The organism is Myxococcus sp. NMCA1 (assembly GCF_026810205.1).
GTDB classification, from domain to species: domain Bacteria; phylum Myxococcota; class Myxococcia; order Myxococcales; family Myxococcaceae; genus Myxococcus; species Myxococcus xanthus_A.
In genome coordinates this window covers 6,811,259-6,830,712 of sequence record NZ_CP113950.1, presented here as the reverse complement: position 1 = coordinate 6,830,712, position 19,454 = coordinate 6,811,259, and the positions used below count along the sequence as shown (strand labels likewise).

The following is a 19,454-nucleotide window of genomic DNA, read 5'->3' as shown; positions in this document are numbered from 1 at the left end:
GAACACGGGTCGACCTGCCATTCACGCCTCACGCGTACTCTCGCCGTGCTGCTCAGCGCTACTTCCGCCCGCCAGACCACGCCATGTTCATGTACTTCGTTCCGCCAGCCAGTTCGTCCAGCATCTGGTCGAGCCGCTTCTGCCGCGTCGCCTCGAGCTTGGCCCGGGCAATCCACCCGAGATAGTCGTTCTGCTGGTACGGAGGCCGCGCTTTGTAGGCCTCCATGAGCCCGCGCTTCACCAGCGCTGCCCGGACATTCGCGGGCATCGGCTGAATGTCGCGCTTGAGCGTCGGGTGCTTCGTGGTGGCCATGGTCATGCCTCCGCGTGAATCACCGAGCGCCCATCTTCACCGGTGCCAGGCGCTCGAACATGAGCGAGGGCTCTCCCTTGTAGCTTCCCTGTCCGGTCTGCCGGAAGCCGCACTTGTCGGCGACGCGGATGGACGCCGCATTCTCGGGCGCGATGATGCACACCACGCGCTCAGGGCTGAGCTGGGCATCCGCCCAGGTGAGGGCCGCGCGTACCGCCTCGGTGGCGTAGCCCTTGCCGTGGAACCCGGGGGCGAGCACCCAGCCTGCCTCGGGCCCGGCGCCCTGGGACGGCTGCATGTCGCGGTGGAAGTCGCCCAGTCCCACCTCGCCCACGAGGCGGCCCGTCGCCTTTTCACGCACCACCCAGAAGCCGTAGCCCAGCAGGTCCCAATGGCCCACGTAACGCAGGAGCCGGGACCACATCTCTTCGCGTGTGGACGGCTTGCCGCTGATGTAGCGGACCACCGTGGGGTCACTCCACAGCGCGAGGCACTCCTCGTAGTCCTCGAGGCTGTGACCCTTCATGACGAGGCGCTCGGTCTCGACGGTGGGGATGGTCGCTGCGGGCACGGACGCTCCTCCTGGGGCCTGGAGCCCCGCTGCGCCTGCCACACGATGAGGTGGCGCGGATGCTCCCATTCAACCGCTCCCAGGCCTCTCATGCCAGAGGACAACTGTCCATGTCCGGGCGCGGCGTGGAAGGAACGTTCATTCCACGGACGGGCCGGGCCTTCACAGATTCCGCTGCAACCGCTCCTGGGCCTTGACGATGGCGGCGGTGCGCGTGGTGACGTCCAGCTTGGCGAACACGTTCCGCAGGTGCCACTTGGTCGTGGAGAGCGCGACGTTGGAACGCTCGCTGATTTCCTGATTGCTCAGCCCCTGTGCGAGCAGCTTGAGCATCTGGAGCTCGCGCTCGGTGAGTGGCTCCAGGGGCGCGGAAGGTGGAGCCGCGAACTCGCGAGGCACGCGGGCTCCCGCGGACAGCAGGTCCTGGTACCGCGTCGTGTACCGGTCCGGAAACGCGTAGCTCAGCTTCCGCTGCCGGGCGGCCGCGATGACGACCTCCTGCAGGCCCGGCGTCTCGTCGAACACGCTGCGCCCGAAGCCGAAGCGCTGCGCCAGCGCGAAGCCCCGGTTCAACGCGGCGAATGCGGCCATCGCGTCACCCGCGCGCCAGTGGCACACCGCGATGGTGGCCAGCAGCGCCGTCTCGCGTGACACGTAGCCCACCTCGTGCGCGCTGGCTCGCAGCACCTCCAGAATCGCGTGCGCCTTGTCGTGGCGGCCGCGCACCATCATCACCCACGCCTGCGCGAGCCCGAGCCGCTCCCACGTCTCGTCGTAGAAGCGCTTCTCGCTCCACTCGCCCCGGCGCATGCGCTCGCCCAGGCCGAACTCCTGGGCCACCACCCGCATTCGCGCGGGAGCCTGCTCCACCAGGTAGAGGCGAATCTTCTCCCCACATACATGGGCCAGGAATCGCGTCTGGTGACCGCACTCGAGCACGCCGTGGAGGTAGTCCAGGAGCCGGTACGCCTCCGCGTACTTCCCGCGAACCGTCTTGATGCGGGCCAGCATGAGGTAGGCGAGCGCGAACGTCTCGAACACGGAGGCCTGCGGTAGCAGCGGAAGCACCTCGACACAGAGCGCCTCGGCTTCGTCGAGCCGGTTCTGCTCGTAGCGAGCGTTGGCCAGCGCCGTGGCCGCATTCACCCAGACGGGATTGCGCCGTCCTCGACTCGCACGCTCGAAGGCATCCTCGCACCGCGCCGCGGCGTCCTTCATGTTCCCCTGCGCCCGGTCCGCCAGTGCGACAAGGACATCCGTGTACCCGACCAGGAACGGATTGTTGTGCCCCTGCAACGTCTCCCGAGCGCTCAGCGCGAGCCGGCGCATCGCATCGAAGCGGTTCATCCGGAGCGCCTGGTAGGCCTTCGCCGCCAGCACGGCGCCCGCCATGAAGACGTCCGACTCCTCGGAGCCCGGTGACGCGTCCAGGTCCATGCCAGAGTCCGGAGCCGAGTCGGACAGCACGGCATGAAGCAGCGTGAGGTGTGCGAGCCGCTTCGTCAGCCGCTCGCGTTCGGGGGCAGCCACCTCATAGACTGTGTCGAGGTGGTGCTGGGCATCCCGCAGCGCCGCGGTCGCATGCGCGAAGCGGCGGGACAGGATGAGGCAGGCGATGTGGCCCACGCAGATGGCTGGCGACCGGATGACCTCCTGAGCCGTCAGCTTCGCGGTCCAGTGGAGGACGGAGGCAAGCTCGCCCTCGCGCATCCACGCCTCCATGCAGCGCGCGGTGAGCGCGAGACACCAGCCCCTGTCTCCCGAGGCGAAGGCGTGCGTCAGCGCCTCGTCCGGCATCTGGTTCTCCGCGAACCAAGCGCTCGCCGCACGGTGCAGCCGAGGGACGCGGTCGGCGTAGTCACAGGCGAGCTGGGCGCGCAGCACCTCGAGGAACAGTGGATGGTACCGGTACCACTGCCGCTCGGCGTCGAGTGCCTGGATGAACAACTGTGAGCGCTCGAGCTGCCCCAGCAGTGCGTGTCCTCGGGTGATGCCAAGCAGCGCGTTGCACAGCGCGCCATGGAGTTGCTCCACCACGGAGCTCAGCACCAGGAACTCGCGCACCTCCTCGGACTGCTCGCGCAGCACCGCGTCCGCCAGATAGCGGGCAACGTCGTGATTGGAGCCCATGGCCTTCTTCAGCGCATCGCTCACGCTCGCGTGCTCACCCGCGGACAGCAGCGCCAGCTTGACGCCAGCGACCCAGCCTTCCGTCCGCGTGCGGAGGGAGTCGATGTCCTCCGGTGTGAGCACCGCGCCGCACAGGCGCAGGCCCAGCTCGCGGATGGCCTCGCCATCCAGGTTCAAGTCCCGGCCGTCGAGCGTCACCAGTTGCTCGGTGAGCTTCAGCTTGGCCAGGTCCAGCTCGGGGATGTTGCGCGACGAGACGACCCAGTGCACGTGCGGCGGTGAGTGGTCCATCAGGTACGAGAAGGCCCGCACCAGTGGGCGCTCGCGCAGGACATGGAAGTCGTCCAGCACCACGACGAGCTCGCGGCCCAGGCTCCACAGGCTTTGCAGGATGACGGCCGTCGCGTGCTCGGGCTGGCTCGTGCTGTACGCGTCGAAGTCTGGAGCGGCCCGGCGAATCGCCCCGACCAGGTATGCGAAGAACCGCTCGGGGGCGTTGTCCTGCTCGTCCAGCGACAGCCAGGCAAGCAGGTGCGGCACGCGTGCTTCGCGGTACCACTGCGTCAGCAGCGCCGTCTTGCCGGAGCCGAGCGGGGCCGTCACCAGCACCAGCTTCCCGCTCACCCCATGGTCGATCCTCCGCAGGGCGGCGCCACACGGCACCAGCACGGATGCCGCCCGGGGAGGGGAGAGCTTCGTGGGGAGCAGATCCGGAGCGTTTCGAAGGCTCGGCATGAGCACGTCCCTCTTTGGCCGGGTGCGTCAGTCACTAGACCACGGAAAACGGGTGAACCGGGTTGAGGTACGCGAAGGCAACCCCGCAATGAGTGTCACGAAATGGACACCGCAATGCGTTACACACGCGGTTTCGCGGCTTTGCTGCGCCGGGCGCTCGCGAGCAAGGCCTGACGCGCCGTGCCGGTGACTGCCTTTGGGCGTGGGGAGGGGCCGTTCCCCCTCCCTTCGGTGGGGGCGTTGTCGCGAAGTCCACTGCTAATCCCTGGACGGCAACGTTTCCCCGTCTCGTGAGGAGGTCCCTATGGTGGGTACTCAGCAAGTGGGCGTGCGCAGGAGTTGTTGGCGCGCTCGCGCCGTCTCGTTGTGCGCCGTGGCGTCTTTGTTGGCTGCATTCACCGCCACGGCCCAGGTGCCCTCGTTCATCACGTTCGACAGCGCGCACGTGCGTCCCCTGGCGCTCTCCCCGGACGGGACGCGGTTGTTCGCCGTCAACACGCCGGACAACCGCTTGGAGGTCTTTTCCATCAGCAGTGCGGGGCTCTCGCTCATCGCGGCGGTGCCGGTGGGCCTGGAGCCCGTCGCTGTCGCCGCGCGCAGCGACACGGAAGTCTGGGTGGTCAACCACCTGTCGGACAGCATCAGCGTGGTGAGCCTGGTGGGCACGCCGCGGGTGGTGCGCACGCTGCTCGTGGGCGATGAGCCGCGCGACATCGTCTTCGCCGGCACCAACGGTCATGCCTTCATCACCACCGCGCACCGGGGGCAGCACCGCACCGACCCGTCCATCGCCGCGGTTCCCGGGTCGGGAGACCCGAAGCTGACCACGCCTGGCGTGGGGCGCGCGGACGTCTGGGTCTTCAACCCGGCTTCGCTCGGGGCGACGCTGGGCGGTACGCCCCTGCGCATCGTGACGCTCTTCGGCGACACGCCGCGCGGGCTCGCCACCAGCCCGGACAAGAAGACTGTCTATGCGGCCATTGCCCAGTCCGGCAATCAGACGACGTCCGTCAGCCTGGGGAGCGTCTGCGACGGGTTCAAGGAACGGGACATGTGCCTCGTCTTCCCCGACACCCCGCCATTCGGCAACAACCTGATGCCGGGCGGATTGCCTGGGCCCGCGACGAACTTCGAGGGCGCGAAGGCGCCGGAGACCGCCCTCATCGTGAAGTGGAACAGCGCCGCCGGGCAGTGGCAGGACACACTGGGCCGCAACTTCAACAACGGCGTGCGCCTGCGTCTGCCGGACAAGGATGTCTTCGCCATCGACGCGGACACCCTTCAAGAGACGGCTTCCTTCTCGGGTGTGGGCACCACCCTCTTCAACCTGGCCACCAATCCGAAGTCGGGCGTGGTGTATGCGTCCAACAGCGAGGCCAACAACCTGACCCGCTTCGAGGGCGCCGGTGAATACGGCGGCAGCACGGTGCAGGGCAACCTCGCGCAGATGCGCATCACCGTCATCTCCGGGGGCACGGCCTACCCTCGGCATCTCAACAAGCACATCGACTACTCGAAGCTGGCGGGGAAGCCCGGCTTCGACCCCTCGGTGAAGAACCACAGCCTCTCCACGCCGACGGAGATGGTCGTCTCCCGGGATGGCACGAAGCTGTACGTGGCCGCGTTCAGCTCCAGCAAGATTGGCGTCTACGACACGGCGTCGCTGGAGAGCAATGCGTTCGACCCTCGCACCGCGAGCGCCAACCACATCCCGGTGAGTGGCGGCGGGCCCAGCGGTCTGGTCCTGGACGAGGCTCGCAATCGCCTCTACGTGATGACCCGCTTCGACAACGCGGTGAAGGTCATCGACCTGGCCACCAAGGCGCAGCTGTCCTCGGTGTCGCTCTACAATCCGGAGCCCGCCTCCGTCGTCCAGGGCCGCCCGTTCCTCTATGACGCCAACTTCTCATCGGCCAACGGTGAGTCGTCGTGCGCCAGTTGCCACATCTTCGGTGACAAGGACGAACTCGCCTGGGACCTGGGCAACCCGGATGCGACGGTGACGGCCAATCCCATCAACATGCGCCTCGCGAGCGACCTGGAGATTGGCATCTTCCGTGCTTTCACCGGCCACCCGAGCTCGCCCCTCAACGGAACGGGGAAGCAGAACGAGTTCCACCCGATGAAGGGGCCCAGACGACGCAGACCCTGCGCGGCATGACGAATCAGGGCGCCATGCACTGGCGGGGTGACCGTTCAAATGGCTTCTTCGGTGTCGATGCCGGCGGGGAGGAGATGTCCTTCAAGAACTTCATCGTCGCCTTCCCGGAGCTGCTGGGCCGCGCGTCCATGCCCACCGAGGCGGAGATGGACAAGTTCACGGCCTTCCAACTCCAGGTGCAGCTGCCGCCCAACCCCATTCGCAGGCTGGACAACGCGCTCACGGCTTCGCAGAAGGCGGCGAGCGACTTCTACTTCGGCAGCCGCCGGGTGGACGGCATCGCGATTGGCGATGACAACGGGTTCAACTGCAATGGCTGCCACACGATTGACGGTGCGCAGGGCTTCTTCGGCACGGATACCCGTTCCAGCTTCGAGGGCATCAGCCAGATCATGAAGATTCCCCACGTGCGGAACATGTACACGAAGGTTGGCATGTTCGGCTTCCCGGACAGCAGCTTCTTCCTGCATCCGGAGACGGGGCAGGTGGGTGACCAGGTTCGCGGCTTCGGCTTCACGCATGACGGCGCGGTGGACACCCTGTTCCGCTTCTTCAGCGCCATCGTGTTCTCCAACACCAGCATTGGTGGGCCCCTCGTGGGCTTCCGGAACGACACCGAGCGTCGCCAGATGGAGGACTTCATGCTGGCGGCGGACACCGACCTGGCGCCGATTGTCGGCCAGCAAGTGACGCTCACGGCATCGAATGCCGCCAACGTGGGGGCGCGCATCGACCTGCTGATTGCGCGGTCCCGAGCGCAGTTCGCGTCCAAGGTTCTCGGTGGCGCGACCTACGAGGCTGACGTGGTGGCGAAGGTAGCCGTCGGCAGCCGGGTGAAGGGTTTCCTGTACGAACGGGGTCCCGGGACCTGGAAGCCCGATGACGGCGGCGCGAACATCTCCACCGCGGCGCTCCGGGCGCTGGCGAACACCGCGGGGCAGGAGGTGACCTTCACCGCGGTTCCTCCGGGCTCCGGCAGGCGCATCGCGCTCGACCGGAACCTGGACGGCAGGCTCGACGGCCAGTAGCCGGCGAACGTGTTGACCTCGGCGGGAGCTGAGATGGGTGCAGTCGCAACCCACCGGTGTCTCAATACGCCGGTGGGCTTGCCAGCTGTTGCCTCCCTTTGCACTGAGCCAGCACCGGGCCCGAGGCTCGGAGGAATGTGAGTCTTGTGGCGCGTACGGGCGAGACGGCGTGCTGGGTCCTTCTGGCGGGCCGCTGGAGGGGACGCGCCGCGCCTGGGGGGCACCCGCCGTCCCCGGTTCCGTGTCGCCCCAGGCATCGGTCATTCATCCTACGGACGGAAGGCCGATGTCTGTAGAAGGGCGTGTCCCATAATGTCCTCCGTCATGGACACACGCGCCATGACGGAACGCCTCACCATCGCGACGCCCTGCGAGATGCGCTGGGAGGACATGAAAGGGGATGCACGTGTCCGGCACTGTGGTGCCTGCAGGCTCTCCGTCCACAACCTGAGCGAGATGACCACGCTCGAGGTGGAGGCGCTGCTCCAGCCCGGTGGAAGTGTCTGTGTCCGGCTCTACCGCCGACCGGATGGGACCGTCGTCACGGGGGATTGCCGTCGCATCTGGAGCCAGCAGCGAGAGGAGGCGGTCACACTCTTGGGCACGGCGGCGACCGTGGTGGCCGCGCTTTCATTCCTCGTCTTGATTGGCTTGCTGACGATCACCCTCTACGGCGACCACATCCGGCGCATGTTCGGCAGTGCCACCGCGGGAGCCTTGCCGGCCACGTCGCCGCCCGCCGTGAGCGCGCCTTCCCCCGTGCTGGGGGGCACAGGGCTCCATGACTAGCGAGCAGCCGAGGCGGCCGGCTGTCAGGGCCGTTGAGGCGGCACTCTGCACGCGGCATGTCCCATGATGATGTCGCCGTCGACGGTGCTCGTGGGCGTCGGCGTCCATCCGGATGCAAGCCGGGCATCGAGGAGTTCATCTGCGCTGGGTCGGTGGTCCCACACGGAGACCGCAGTGACTCCGCCCAGTCAGGTCGTGTCAAAGACGAGATAGCTGCCTTCCATCCACGGCATCACCACGTCGTGGGTGAACTCGTCCTGGGCGATGACCTCCGTGACATCGCGCGGCGGCGAGCTCGCGAAGCCCCAGCGCACGACGTCCTGGAGCAGCGTGAGGGACGCCAGCTCCTTTTCCAGGGCGGAGCGCGCTTCCTGAGGCAGCGCAGCCCGGTCGGTCAGATGCACCATGGTGTCAGCCTACCTCGGAATCGAAGCATCGGGCAGGCAGTCGTACTGCCCCTGTCACGCGTACAGCGCGCCGAAGCGCTGCCGCTTGGTCTGGTCATCCCAGGCCAAGCGCAGCACCTCTTGGACACTGTCCTCGACGGGGTCCTCGATAGCGTGCTGTGACATGCCGTGGTGCGCCCCCTGTTGTCCGAGCAGAGGACGGAGCCAAATACGATGCGGCGGTGAACGAGGCTCAGTACCGGACCGTAGCGGTGTAGGCGAAGTGGTCGGAGCCGTACTTCTCCAGTCGCTCGGCGGGGCCGGTGCCAATGCCCTGGCTGACGTAGCGCTGGTCAATGGGCACGGCTGCGACGCCCGCCGTGCGCAGGTGATTCATCCCGGGGATGTAGGACGACCCAGTTCACGAAGCGTGACGGCGTCTAGCCTGCCGTGCCACCGTGCGTGAGCCGGGACCCGTCACCCGTTTTCTCGAACTTGTTCTTACGCCAGGAGATGGCGATGGAGTTGCGAGCAGCGAGCCGGCACCACATGGGGGCGCTGGAGCGCCAGCCCATCCAGGACGTCTCGGAGCCACTCGCCATACGCGTTGTTCGCCACCGAAGGCCGCACATCCGCGCTCTTCACCGACTGGCCGACGACGTCCACCGCGTGAAGACGGAACTGCTCCAGCAGGGGGGCCAGCTCGTGGAGCACATGCGCGGAGCTCGCGAGCGCCCCGTGGAGGACGACCACGTTGGGCGCGGCTTCTGGACCGCCCACCAGCACATGCGTGTCACCGACACGGGTCTGCACCGTCCGGCTCTCCGTGGGCACCCGCAGGCGGCCGCGGAAATGGTCGTGCCACCGGGAGAGCACGGCCTTCGCCTGCTCACCCTTGAATGCCGATTTCATCGGGCCATCATCGCATGTCCTGCCCTAGAACCGGTGTACCGCCGTGAGCCTCACGACGGGATGCAGCGTCTGCGTTGTCTCGACGGTGCGCTCGGGCTGCGAAAGCAGACACCAGGAGAACAGCGTGCAGGTCGCGGAGCGCGGCAGCTCGGTCTCCTGCCGGAGGTGGCTGAACCCAGCGCCGCCCGCCAGGGCGATATGCCACTGGTTGCCCAGCTGCTGCGAATACCCGACCAGTCCGCTGACGGAGGCGCGGAGCTTCGATACATCCTCATCCGCGTCGAAGAAGGTGCCATCGCCCTGGACGGACAGGAAGGGGCCCTGGAAGGGCCTCCCGGTCAGATAGACGCGGCCGCCAGCCTGGAGGCCCGTCGCCTTCAGGTTCACGCCCACGTGCCCGCCTGCGAACACCGAGATGAACGGTGACAGGGGCTGCTCGATGTCCACGATGAAGGCCATCGACGCAGGGGAGACGGAGTCCACCGAGAGCGAGTGCACGCCCAGGGCCGCCGCGCTGCTCAACCTCTGGGTTCCCCCATGGACAGCGGAAGGCGCGGAATGGGGTGCGACAGGCGGTTCTTCCTGGGCGTGCGCGAGCATCGGCGCGGACACGAGGCCAGCAAGAGCACGGACGCGAAGGGAGCTGAGATTCATGTGCCCCTACCCATCAAGGGGCATGCCAACGCGAAACCCCACGAAATAACAGAAGGCCGCGTCAGCCACTGTGCATGCAGTTGCACACGTGCGAAGCCGTGCTCACGGCTTCAGGGGCTCCGTCGGAGGTACTGGTCCAGGAAGGAGAGGATCCTGACGGAGGTCTCCGCTTCGCTCTTCGCGCTGCTGAAGCCATGGCCGTCGTTGGGGAGGACGAAGTAGTCGACGGGCACGCCGTTCTTCCGGACGGCCTCGACGAGCGCGTCCGTCTTGGCCTTGGGCACGCGCGGGTCGTTGGCGCCCTGGATGACGAGCAGGGGCCTGCGAATCTTCTCCGCGTGGAACAGCGGGGAGATTTCTCGAAGCATCGCCTCCTGCGTCTGGGGGTTGCCCAGTTCCTGGTAGAGCGCCTCGCGCAGGGCCTCCTTGTGGGGCGGCAGCTCTCTCAGAGCGCTCAACCAGTCTGAGATGCCGAACGCATCCACGCCCACGGCGAAGACGTCGGGATGGAACGCCAGCGCCGCGAGCACCATGTATCCGCCGTAGCTGGGGCCCAGGATGCCCACGCGCGCGCCATCCACGTAGGGGAGGGCGGACAGGTACTTCTTCGCTTCGACGCAGTCCTGGAGCGGCGCCTTGCCGTGCTGCTGGTCATCCGCCGCGAAGAACGACTTGCCGTAGCCCTCGCTGCCCCGGTTGTTGACGGCGAGCACCACGTAGCCGTGGTGGACGAGGAACTGGAAGAAGCTGCTGTAGCCCTTGGAAGACTGTCCTCCCGGTCCCCCATGGACGAAGACGATGGCGGGGGCGCGCCGCTTCGCGGTGGCCTGATGGGGCTTGTAGAGCAGCGCCGGAATCTCCAGCCCGTCGAAGGACTTGAAGCGCACCCGCTCCGACTCCACCAGGTGCTGGGTGTCCAGAGTCCGGCCCAGCGTGTCCGTCAGCCGGGTGAGCTTCTTCGTCTCGAAGTCGTAGACGTACAGGTTGCCGGGCGAGCGGTCTCCGTCGACGTGGAAGGCCATTCGCTTCTCACCGCGGGACAGGCTCACACCGGAGAGCGCCCCCTCTGGAATCCCTGGCAGGGGCACGCGCCTGCCGGCCTTCACGTCGTGGACTCGAAGCGTGGTGCGGCCGTCCTCGTTGACGCGGGTGATGCGCCACGTGCCACGTCGCGAGAACACCGTGGAGAGCACGTCCCAATTCAGCTGCTCCACCAACTCGCGCTTCCCGGTGGCGAGCACGTGGCGCTCCACGCGAATGAACTCGGAGCCCTCGTTGGTGAGCAGGTACAGCGCGGAGGACGCCGGGTCGAAGGTCGCCGCCTTCCAACTGGCCGAGCCCTCGTGCGCGGTGACGTGCCGGCGCTGCTGGGTGGCGAACTCGTAGAGGTAGACGTCGCTGTCGGACAGCGTCCGTGACTTCTCCAGCGCCAGCCACTTCTCGTCCGGGGAGAGGGCGCCGGGCACATGCTCGCCATCGCCCGCGTAGAGCAGGGTGCGGGCATACGTCTTGGCGTCGTAGCGGTAGAGGTCCTGGAAGCGTGTGTCGCGCTCGTTGGTGAGGACGTAGAAGGCGGCGCCATCCTGGCTCCAGCCGAAGAAGGATGCGCGGTGCTCGTCGCCCGGAGTGAGGTCCTTCTCCTGGCCGTCCAGCGTGCGCACGTAGAGGTGGGCGAGTTCGTTGCCTCCCGAGTCTCGCGTGAAGAGGACGCGGTCATCGGTGGGGAAGTAGGCGACGGCGATGGAGGCGTCCTGGGTGGAGCGGGTCAACTGCGTGGGCTTTCCGCCCGTCACCGGGACGGAGAAGACATTGAAGACGCCGGTCTCGGTCGACGAGTACAGCACCCGCTGCTCATCCGAGGAGAAGGACGCACCGAGCACGGAGGTCGTCTCCATGAACTGCTCGACGGTGTAACGCTTTGCCGGGCCTGTGGGCCTGGTCGTCCCGGCGCGGGGAGCGGATAGTGCCAGTGAGGGAAGGACCACGATGGCGACAAGGGCTCGCGTGAGGGTGGACCAGGAGGTCATGGGGGTTCCACAAGTCGGGTGGTGGAGCAGGGGAGTGCAAGAGACTGTGGCGTGATTGGGGGCGGGAGACGAGTTTCCAGATGGAAGGCGTTGCACCGCGCCAGGAGGAGGGCTCAGGGCACACCCCTGGCCATTGCCTGCGTCGGGTGCGAGGTTGGCTCCGGCGCACAGCCGCCAGTCCCCACTGCTCCGGTGCTGGAAGGCGCTGCGAAGCGGCGGTGGCACCCGCGTAGGGGCCGCGCCAGGACGCCGCTGTCAGGAACGGACCGGCCCGGGCTCTCGTCCTCAGAGGAAGCGGGCCTCTGCACCGGTCTTGCACTGACATCCAGGCTCACCGGTGGAGGAGGTTCCCATGCGATGGATGCGCACGTTGACGTTGGGTGTGCTGGCGATGTCGGGCGGCTGTACCGAGAGCAAGGTGGCGGAGGACCAGGACATCGTCCTGAGTGGACGACTCATTGACGAGGCGGGCGCTCCGCTCTCGGACACGCTGCTGAAGCTCTACCGCAGTGAGAACTCCTCGTGCGCGTTCGCTGCCTTCTCGGCGAGCTGGAGGTCGGTGAAGACCCGCGCCGATGGCACCTTCGAGGTCGACCTGCTGGGGGCGGACACCCGCAACGGGAGCATCGCGCGTTGCTTCGTGGCCCGCTCGCCCGAGCAGTCCCAGGGAAGGAGCGTTTCGGCCTTCTTCCTCATCCAGCAGTCGGAGGTGGCGCTGCCCGTCTTCCAGGAGTGGACCGGCACGCTGACGGCCACCGCGGAGGCGCAGGGAGTGAGCGTGGGCTTCCGGCCGCTGTCCGCCACCCACGGTGCCGGGAACGATGAGCACGTGCTGTACCTCCACCCGTCGAGCGGCAGGGAGGCCTGGCAGGTGCTCAAGGCCACCTCGCCGGTCCTCCTGAGCGACTACGTCCTCGAGGACGCGGAGGGGCTCAAGGCCTCCATCATCACCGAGCGCGATGTGAATGCGGGGGGCGTGACGGTCGGCCTCACCTATTCCAGTGATGACGTTGTCCTGCCTCGCCGTGCCCTCGTCCCGGCAAGCCGTGGTGCGGCGTGCACCTACCTGAACGCCGAGACGCCCTGCCGCGTCACCAACGGCGACCTCGGAGGGATTGTGCTCTTCCAAGAGGGAGTCCGTGAAGTCGCCGTGCAGCTCTCGCGGTCCGTGGTGCCTCGCAAGGCCGTGCTGCGCAACTTCGGGGTGTCGGGCACCATGAGCGAGCTGGTGCTGGAGGGAAGCGCCGACGGCGCCCAGTGGATGCCTCTGGCCAACTTGCTCGATGGCGCCGGTGTGCAGTCCTTCATGGAAGTGGACCTCACGGGCACGACACCGGTGTCGCAGGTCCGTGTTCGGGCAACTCCGCAAGAGGCGGTGGGAGCGTTGCGCTCGCTGGGGCAGCTCTCACTCTTCGAGGAGTGACAGGACCGCGGTCAGGGTTTTTCGTTTCTCGGTGAGGGAAATCGGGGCTCGGCTCCGTTCAGGGGAGTGACGGCGAATGAGCGCCGTCCTTCCTCACGGAGTTCCCGCTATGACGTCGCCCCGTTCATTCCGAGCGCTGGCCTGCACTGGTGCCCTCAGCCTCCTGGGGGCATTCCCCGTATGGGCGGCGCCCACCGAGTCGTCCGGACCGCGCGAGATTGCCCGTATCGGGACGTCTGACAGCCATGTGCTCTGGCTCGAGGGAGACGGGGGCGCGGTCAACGTGGCCGTCGTCGCACAGTATCCGCAGCGTCCACTCGTGGCCCCTCGTTTCTTCCAGACACACTCGGCGGCGGAGGTGTTCCTGGCAGTGGCACCCGAGGGGCACGCGCTGCCCCCGGTCCTGGCGGGCCACGCGCTCGTTGCGATGGATGAGGGCGAAAGAGCGCAGCTCCGGCGGCAGAACGAGGCAGAGCTCTCCGCCTTGCCGACCACCTTCCCCGATGAGCCCCGCTCGCTTACCGGGGGCTGCTCGGCCTCGAACCGCGCCTGGGCTGCCTCCGTCTATGGAGACCCCACCTGCGGGGACCCCAGCCAGGAGGTCATCCACACGGCCTTCACGAGCGACTACTACTGCAATTCCCCGGACTGTGACTTCCCACTCGGAAGTGAGGACGGCGGCGACTGCTCCCCTCAGTTGCTCGCATGCGACAAGGTTCGGGGCACCGCGACGCGAGTCCGTCTGCGCGCCACCAACTGGAACGGCCCCCTGTCGTTCAGTCATTCAGGGCACTCCATGCACTTCGCCGTGCTGAACTGCGCGGGTAATGGGCCGGTGACCTTCAACTTCAGCCGAGGCGCAGGAGCCGACAGCGTGCAGCTCACGCCTGGACAGATGTGGAACGTCAAGCTCGGAGCGACGGTCGCTCCGGCCCTCGCCGCAAAGCGCGTCACCATGGGCCGGTGGACCGAGGGCCTGCCCGCGAGCGGCGACTCGTACGTCTCCAACGCCATGTCGGTGGCCGACAATTCGGGCACGACGGACGACGTGATTGCCTGCGGAGACATCATCACCCGCTACACCATGTCGGACCTGACCGTCCCCGCCTGCCACAACTACGCTGACCTCGCGCTCTGCAACGGCACGAACTGCAGCAACGCCTGCTATTACACTTGGTAAAGGGAGGGCTGCTGCGCCCCCGCTTCCGGACGGCCTTGCTCCGCGCGCTGGCAAGCTGCTAGGGCACGCGCCCGTCAATGATCAAGACCTCCTTCGGGCGAGCACTCCTCCCGCTGTTGCTGTGCTGTTTGTTCACCACCGCTTGTTCCTCTGAGGGGCCCGTGGGCCCCCAGGGGCCGGCGGGACCGCAGGGCCCCCAGGGCCCCGAAGGCGGACCTCCGGGGCCGCGGGGGGCCGTGGGGCCGCGCGGAGAGCAGGGCCTGACGGGCCCACAAGGCCCGATGGGCGTTGAAGGCCCGCGCGGCGTCATGGGCCCCCAGGGTTCGCAGGGGCCCAAGGGCGACACGGGCGAGCAGGGCCCGCCTGGCGCGACGGGCGCGCAGGGCCCCCAGGGGCCCCGGGGCGACACCGGGCCGGCGGGCCCCATGGGCCCTGTGGGGGAGTCGCCGGAGATCTGCACGCCGGGAGAGTTCTTCTGCGAGGGAACGAGGCTGTGGGCCTGCACGCGCTCGGGCACCGACGCCGTGCTGAACACGAAGTGTGCGGGTGGCACGACGACGAATCCCACGGGGTGCTTCACGACCGCCTGCGCCCCCGGCGACGCCGCGTGCTGCCGCACCGAGAGGCCCACGTGTCAGTGGACCATGAGTCGCCCCATCAGCAGCACGGGCGCGGTCTACGAGAACACATATGGCGGCGTCGTTACGCCTGATCGCTTCTACTGCTACGCGCCCTCGAGCTGCCTCTCGACGAATTCCTTCACCGTGCAGATGGGAATCACGGGCAATGAGAGCGTCACCTGTGGCGCGGGTTTCTCGACGCTGATCATCCGGTTGACCCGGCCCATGACGGCGCCGGGGCAGGTCTTCACCCTGCCGAACTCCAGGGTGTCGCTCTCCCTGTTCGCGGATGAAAACGCCCGGGACTGCTCGAACTGGACGGGCACCGTTACCTGGCATTCCGAGGTTCCGGCCTGGAGCGTCAGCGTCAACGCGACCTGCTCGGAGACAGGCAAGAGCCACATCCAGCTTGTGGGCTCCTACAGCGGCGACACCTGAGCCTCCCACGGCCCGCCCACGCCCTGTCCTCACCCGACTGGGCGTGGCTGCTGGACGCTGGAGCCGCGCCGGTCCGGACGTCATGCAAGGCCAGGACCGCACGGGGCGCTTTCCCCGGGATTCCGAGCTCGCGGGCGGACCTTGCCTCCACCCCACAACCATCTCTCGCCTCAATGAGGGAATCAGGGCGTCAGGCTGCTTGAGTCATGGCCCCACGCTTGTGGGAAGCCTTTGCTCGCGAGGTCCACGATGCCGTCCGTGTTGAGTCCGTCTCTGGTGCTGCTTTCCTCCTGCGTCCTGTTGCTGTCCACGCTCTCCGCCTGTGACGAATCCGCCCCCACTCGTGATGCAGGCACCTGGCTTCCGGAGGACTCGGGGACGCTGGACTCCGGCACTCCCGATGCGGGCACGGAGGCGCCGTGGGATGGCGGTTACACCGTGCTGGAGGAGCGCGGTGACTGGATTGACCGGGGCCGTTTCGCGCCATGCGACTTCAATCAGCAGGGAGACCCCACCACCATCCGGTGTGATGACCTGTCGCGCTACGACGTTTCGCAGTGTTCACCGGAGGCGCTCTCCCAGGTGGTGCAGCACGGCATCTACCAGGTCGACATGCGAGGTGAGCGCCTGCTGTCTGACGGAGGGACCCAGATTGCCCCCGACTTCGCCAGCTACCAGCTCTTCTCCGACGGAGGGACGGACACGCTCAACGGCCAGCCGCTGCTGACGCGGAACACGGACGGCGGGAGCTTCTTCGTCGTTGGCAGCCGCGCCAATCCCTTCAACGGGGCCGTCACTGTCACCGCGCTCGCCGGCTGTCAGGTGCCCTCACCCGGCATCATCACGGGCTGCTATGCCCGTTGCACCAACGGAAGGTTCAGCCGGGCCGGCACCTTCGAAGCGCATCGCATGCCCTCACAGCGAGGGGAGGGCGAGTCCTCGGGCGGGCTGCGCCTCATCTCCGAGTCCCCCGTCGCACTGGGGGATGCCGTGGACGTCTACGTCACGAAGAACCACGCCTACGTCGTCTCCATCGACGACCTCGTTGGCACCAATATCGGCGGGCTCACTGTCTTCGATGTGAGTGACAGGGCGCACCCCATCTTCAAGGCCTCCATCAGTCTGCCAGGGGACTCGAGCTGGAATGGCGTGTGGGCCAAGGGGGATGCCCTTTACATCGCCGGCAACCGCGCGGGCGTCGTCGTCTATGACATCTCCAACCCCGCGCAGCCGGAGTACGTGCGCCACCTGCCTGCGGGGTCGTACGGGGCGCACACTGTGCTGGTGGATGGAAACCGGCTTTATGCCATGTCGCCCGGCGAGGTGACCTTCGTGCACGACGTCACCTCGCCGCTGGAGCCCGTGCTGCTCCAGCTCATCACCGTGCCGTCCGAGTTCTCCGCGGGGGGCGTGCACGACGCCTTCGCGTACGAGGGCCGGCTCTACATCAGCAATGGCTTCGGTGGTTACTCCATCGTGGACGTCACCGACCTCGACAACGTGCGGCACCTGGGCCAGTACGTGCACGGCTTCGACGCCTACGCGCACCACAGCGCCGTGGGCACCTTCGCCGGGCGCACCATCGCCTTCGAGGGCACTGAATTCAACGGCGCCCATCTGCGCGTGTTGGACGTCACCGACCCGGCGAACATCGTCAAGATTGGCGAGTTCCGCCTCAGCCCCGTCACGTCCATCCACAACCTGATTCTGAAGGGCCACCTGCTCTACATCGCCTGGTACCACGAGGGCGTGCGCGTGCTGGATGTGTCCAACCCCACGAAGCCGCGCCAGGTGGCGCACTACAGCACCTTCCGTGAGAGCGACCCCGGCCGCACGGACCACCTTTTCGAGGGCACCTTCGGCATCCGAGTGCCCGGCGACGGGTACGTATACGCCGCCGACTCCGTGCGCGGCCTGCTCATCCTCAACGAACTCTGAGCGTCCAACGGCAATCGCGAATGGCGGTGGGCACCCCGCGGCACGACGGGTTATTCGAACCACGTGGGAACGATTTTGCGTACCTCCGGAATCTCAGCGACGCGGCAGAGTGTGCCCCACGCGCTGGGAGTGATGGCGCCGTGGCGCGAGTCACATTCCGTATCGCCGGTGGGGAAGAGGTAGAGCGTCTCGTGGGGGACGTCGCAGCCGGCGCGGCCTCGCGAGGCGCCTCCTACCTGGAGCGTCGGCGCAAGCTCCCGCACGCGGGCGAGCAACGCGTCATCCCCGGTGGGGAGGCAGAACTCCACCGAGCCATCGTTCCGGCATCCTGTTTTCTGGGTGAAGGCGAACTTGTGGGCCGGGCATGCCGGAGCCAGGGCGGGAGGCTCCTGTGCAGGTCGTTCGCGAGCGACGGTGCCGCAGGCAGGGAGGGTGGTGAACAGCAGGAGGGGGAGGGCGAGGCGTCTCATGCTGTTTCCCTGTCGCTGGAGCAGCGGGTCTGTGCGGTCGCGCCTCAGCGGGCCGCGGGCTTGGCGCGCTCGACCTGGCGCGCCCGGGCACAGCCTTCGTTGACGCCCAGGTCACACGCCTTCTTCAGGTCTGACAGCGCGGACTTGAGGTCCCGCAGGTGGTAGTGCGTCCCGCTGCGCTCCATGTAGGCCAGCTCGTGGTCGGGATTGCGTTCGATGAAGGCATCCCAGAGCGGGAGGATTTCCTTGAAGCGCCGCTCGCGCGCCAGGGCGTAGTCCCGTTGCTGCACGGTGCGGAAGTCCTCCGCCCCCTCGCCTTGCGCCTCCTCGGCCCGTGCCTCTGCCTGCTGTGGAGATTTGACGACCCAGGCGCGCCGCCGCGCGACCTCGGGGTTGCCCGGAGCGAGCTCCCCAGCCAGTTCCAGCAGGCCCAACGCTTCCTCGCGGCGTCCGGCCTTGTGCGCCTCCCAGGCGTCGTAGATGACGCCCTTCACCACGTGGTCCCGCAGGGCCCGTCCGTCCGAGTCCGTCGCGTCCAACCGCAAGGCGTGCAGGAGGTCCTTGCCCGCGGGTTCCCACTTCCGGCTGTTGGAGAGAATCCGAGCACGTTCGAAATAGACGGACGCACGAGCGGGCCGAAGGGCCACGGCCCGGTTCGCCTCCTCCAGCGCGGCGTCCAGGGCCTTGGTGCGGCGCAGTTGCTTCGCCCGAGCCAGCCTGAACTCCCAGTAGTCGCCGGCTGACAGCGCCTGGGCGAGCAGGACCAGTCCCTGATCGTTCTTGCCCTGGAGCGCCAGGTCGTGTGCGCGGTCAAAATCGGCAAAGCCGCGCAGGAAGCCCACCTTGGGGCGAGCGAGGCTCTGCGCCTCGGCGAAGGCGTCCATCTTCTCGTAGGTGCCGCCCCAGCGGGGGGCGAGTCCGTGGAGATAGACGGCCCGGACGTCCGTACACGTGGGGCACTGCTCCATGGCGCGGGTGAAGGCGCGCTCGCGAGCCTCGTCGTCCCCCAGCGCGTTCGCCACATAGATGAGCGGCCGCGCCGCCGCGACCGCCTTCGGCTGGAGCGACCATGCTCGGACGAGGTCGGGCACCGCGCGTTCAAAGGCCCCATGCATCCCGGCGAATTCCTCCTTCGCCGTCGCCGCCACGGTCTTCCCCCCGCGGCGCAGGTATCCCACCGACACCCAGTGCGTCCCCCTCGCGAGGTAGGGCGCGAAGGAGCGTGGTGACGCTTCCACCCAGGCGTCGAGGAGTTCCGTCGACTCGGAGGAGCCGTTGCCGAGCGCCAGGATGCCGTCCGTCATCCAGTGCTCGTCCTGGGGGTTCGACTCCATGCCCCACTGGAGCTGCTCGACCGCCAGCGTCAGCTCCTCGAACTGGCGTCGGAGCAGGAGCGAGCGCAGTGCCACCCCGTCCACATGCCCTTGGGGGACTTTGCCCTCCTCGCGCCCGGCAGGCGTCACGATGGGAAGCCCTCGCGGCGCGGGGCCGGGGGCAGGTGTCAGGACGGGCTCCTGGCGCGCCGCGATGCGCGCTTCGACGTCGGCGCTCCGCTTTGCCCGTGAAGCGGTCACGGCAAGCCCGGCGCCCAGGCCCATTACGAGGACTCCCGCGCCGAGCGCGGTACGAAGAGATGGCATTGCGCCTGGCATCCTACTCAAGACAGGCCGCTGCGTGCC

General features: G+C 67.6%; 15 protein-coding genes and 1 pseudogene. 6 read left to right on the top strand and 10 right to left on the bottom strand.

Going from position 1 to position 19,454, the window contains the following annotated elements; all coding sequences use genetic code 11:
- Nucleotides 1-58 precede the first annotated feature (58 nt).
- The 3 genes from OZ403_RS28065 to OZ403_RS28055 form a co-directional block, all read right to left on the bottom strand.
- Nucleotides 59-313, bottom strand: a complete 255-nt coding sequence (locus OZ403_RS28065; protein ID WP_237077481.1) for a YdeI/OmpD-associated family protein — start codon at nt 311-313, stop codon at nt 59-61.
- A 19-nt stretch (nt 314-332) separates the two neighbouring features.
- Nucleotides 333-884, bottom strand: coding sequence for a GNAT family N-acetyltransferase (locus OZ403_RS28060; protein ID WP_140794417.1), 552 nt, complete (start codon nt 882-884; stop codon nt 333-335).
- A 162-nt stretch (nt 885-1,046) separates the two neighbouring features.
- Entirely contained in the window at nt 1,047-3,749 is a 2,703-nt protein-coding gene (locus tag OZ403_RS28055) for a LuxR C-terminal-related transcriptional regulator (RefSeq protein WP_268782224.1), read from the bottom strand.
- Between the two features lie 304 nt (nt 3,750-4,053).
- Between OZ403_RS28055 and OZ403_RS28050 the strand changes: the two are divergent.
- Nucleotides 4,054-6,938, top strand: a pseudogene (locus tag OZ403_RS28050) (YncE family protein).
- A 339-nt stretch (nt 6,939-7,277) separates the two neighbouring features.
- Complete coding sequence (locus OZ403_RS28045; protein WP_237079856.1) at nt 7,278-7,727, top strand: hypothetical protein; 450 nt, start codon at nt 7,278-7,280, stop codon at nt 7,725-7,727.
- A gap of 188 nt (nt 7,728-7,915) precedes the next feature.
- Here OZ403_RS28045 and OZ403_RS28040 read toward each other — a convergent pair whose 3' ends face one another.
- From OZ403_RS28040 to OZ403_RS28020, 5 genes are all read right to left on the bottom strand, one after another.
- Nucleotides 7,916-8,134 carry a hypothetical protein gene (locus OZ403_RS28040; RefSeq protein ID WP_268782223.1) on the bottom strand — a complete coding sequence of 73 codons (219 nt, stop codon included), beginning with the start codon at nt 8,132-8,134 and terminating at the stop codon, nt 7,916-7,918.
- A gap of 232 nt (nt 8,135-8,366) precedes the next feature.
- Nucleotides 8,367-8,510: a hypothetical protein gene (locus tag OZ403_RS28035; RefSeq protein WP_237077478.1), complete on the bottom strand. Its 144-nt coding sequence runs from the start codon at nt 8,508-8,510 to the stop codon at nt 8,367-8,369.
- Nucleotides 8,511-8,614: 104 nt separating this feature from the next.
- On the bottom strand, nt 8,615-9,025 hold the full coding sequence (locus OZ403_RS28030) for an alpha/beta fold hydrolase (RefSeq protein ID WP_237077477.1): 411 nt from the start codon (nt 9,023-9,025) through the stop codon (nt 8,615-8,617).
- A 24-nt stretch (nt 9,026-9,049) separates the two neighbouring features.
- Entirely contained in the window at nt 9,050-9,547 is a 498-nt protein-coding gene (locus OZ403_RS28025) for a hypothetical protein (RefSeq protein ID WP_268782222.1), read from the bottom strand.
- Between the two features lie 242 nt (nt 9,548-9,789).
- On the bottom strand, nt 9,790-11,931 hold the full coding sequence (locus OZ403_RS28020; protein ID WP_268782221.1) for a S9 family peptidase: 2,142 nt from the start codon (nt 11,929-11,931) through the stop codon (nt 9,790-9,792).
- Between the two features lie 127 nt (nt 11,932-12,058).
- Between OZ403_RS28020 and OZ403_RS28015 the strand changes: the two genes are divergently transcribed.
- The 4 genes from OZ403_RS28015 to OZ403_RS28000 all read left to right on the top strand — a co-directional run bounded on the left by OZ403_RS28015 (nt 12,059) and on the right by OZ403_RS28000 (nt 17,305).
- Nucleotides 12,059-13,129 (top strand): hypothetical protein, encoded by a 1,071-nt coding sequence (locus OZ403_RS28015; protein ID WP_237077475.1) that lies wholly within the window; start codon nt 12,059-12,061, stop codon nt 13,127-13,129.
- A gap of 109 nt (nt 13,130-13,238) precedes the next feature.
- Nucleotides 13,239-14,309 carry a hypothetical protein gene (locus OZ403_RS28010; protein ID WP_268782220.1) on the top strand — a complete coding sequence of 357 codons (1,071 nt, stop codon included), beginning with the start codon at nt 13,239-13,241 and terminating at the stop codon, nt 14,307-14,309.
- 281 nt (nt 14,310-14,590) lie between these two features.
- Nucleotides 14,591-15,367, top strand: a complete 777-nt coding sequence (locus tag OZ403_RS28005; RefSeq protein ID WP_268782219.1) for a collagen-like protein — start codon at nt 14,591-14,593, stop codon at nt 15,365-15,367.
- A 249-nt stretch (nt 15,368-15,616) separates the two neighbouring features.
- Nucleotides 15,617-17,305: an LVIVD repeat-containing protein gene (locus OZ403_RS28000; RefSeq protein ID WP_140799508.1), complete on the top strand. Its 1,689-nt coding sequence runs from the start codon at nt 15,617-15,619 to the stop codon at nt 17,303-17,305.
- A 50-nt stretch (nt 17,306-17,355) separates the two neighbouring features.
- Here the strand turns inward: OZ403_RS28000 and OZ403_RS27995 are convergent, their stop codons facing one another.
- Complete coding sequence (locus tag OZ403_RS27995) at nt 17,356-17,775, bottom strand: hypothetical protein (RefSeq protein WP_268782218.1); 420 nt, start codon at nt 17,773-17,775, stop codon at nt 17,356-17,358.
- 44 nt (nt 17,776-17,819) lie between these two features.
- Nucleotides 17,820-19,415 (bottom strand): DUF4034 domain-containing protein, encoded by a 1,596-nt coding sequence (locus OZ403_RS27990; RefSeq protein WP_268782217.1) that lies wholly within the window; start codon nt 19,413-19,415, stop codon nt 17,820-17,822.
- Between the last annotated feature and the right edge of the window lie 39 nt (nt 19,416-19,454).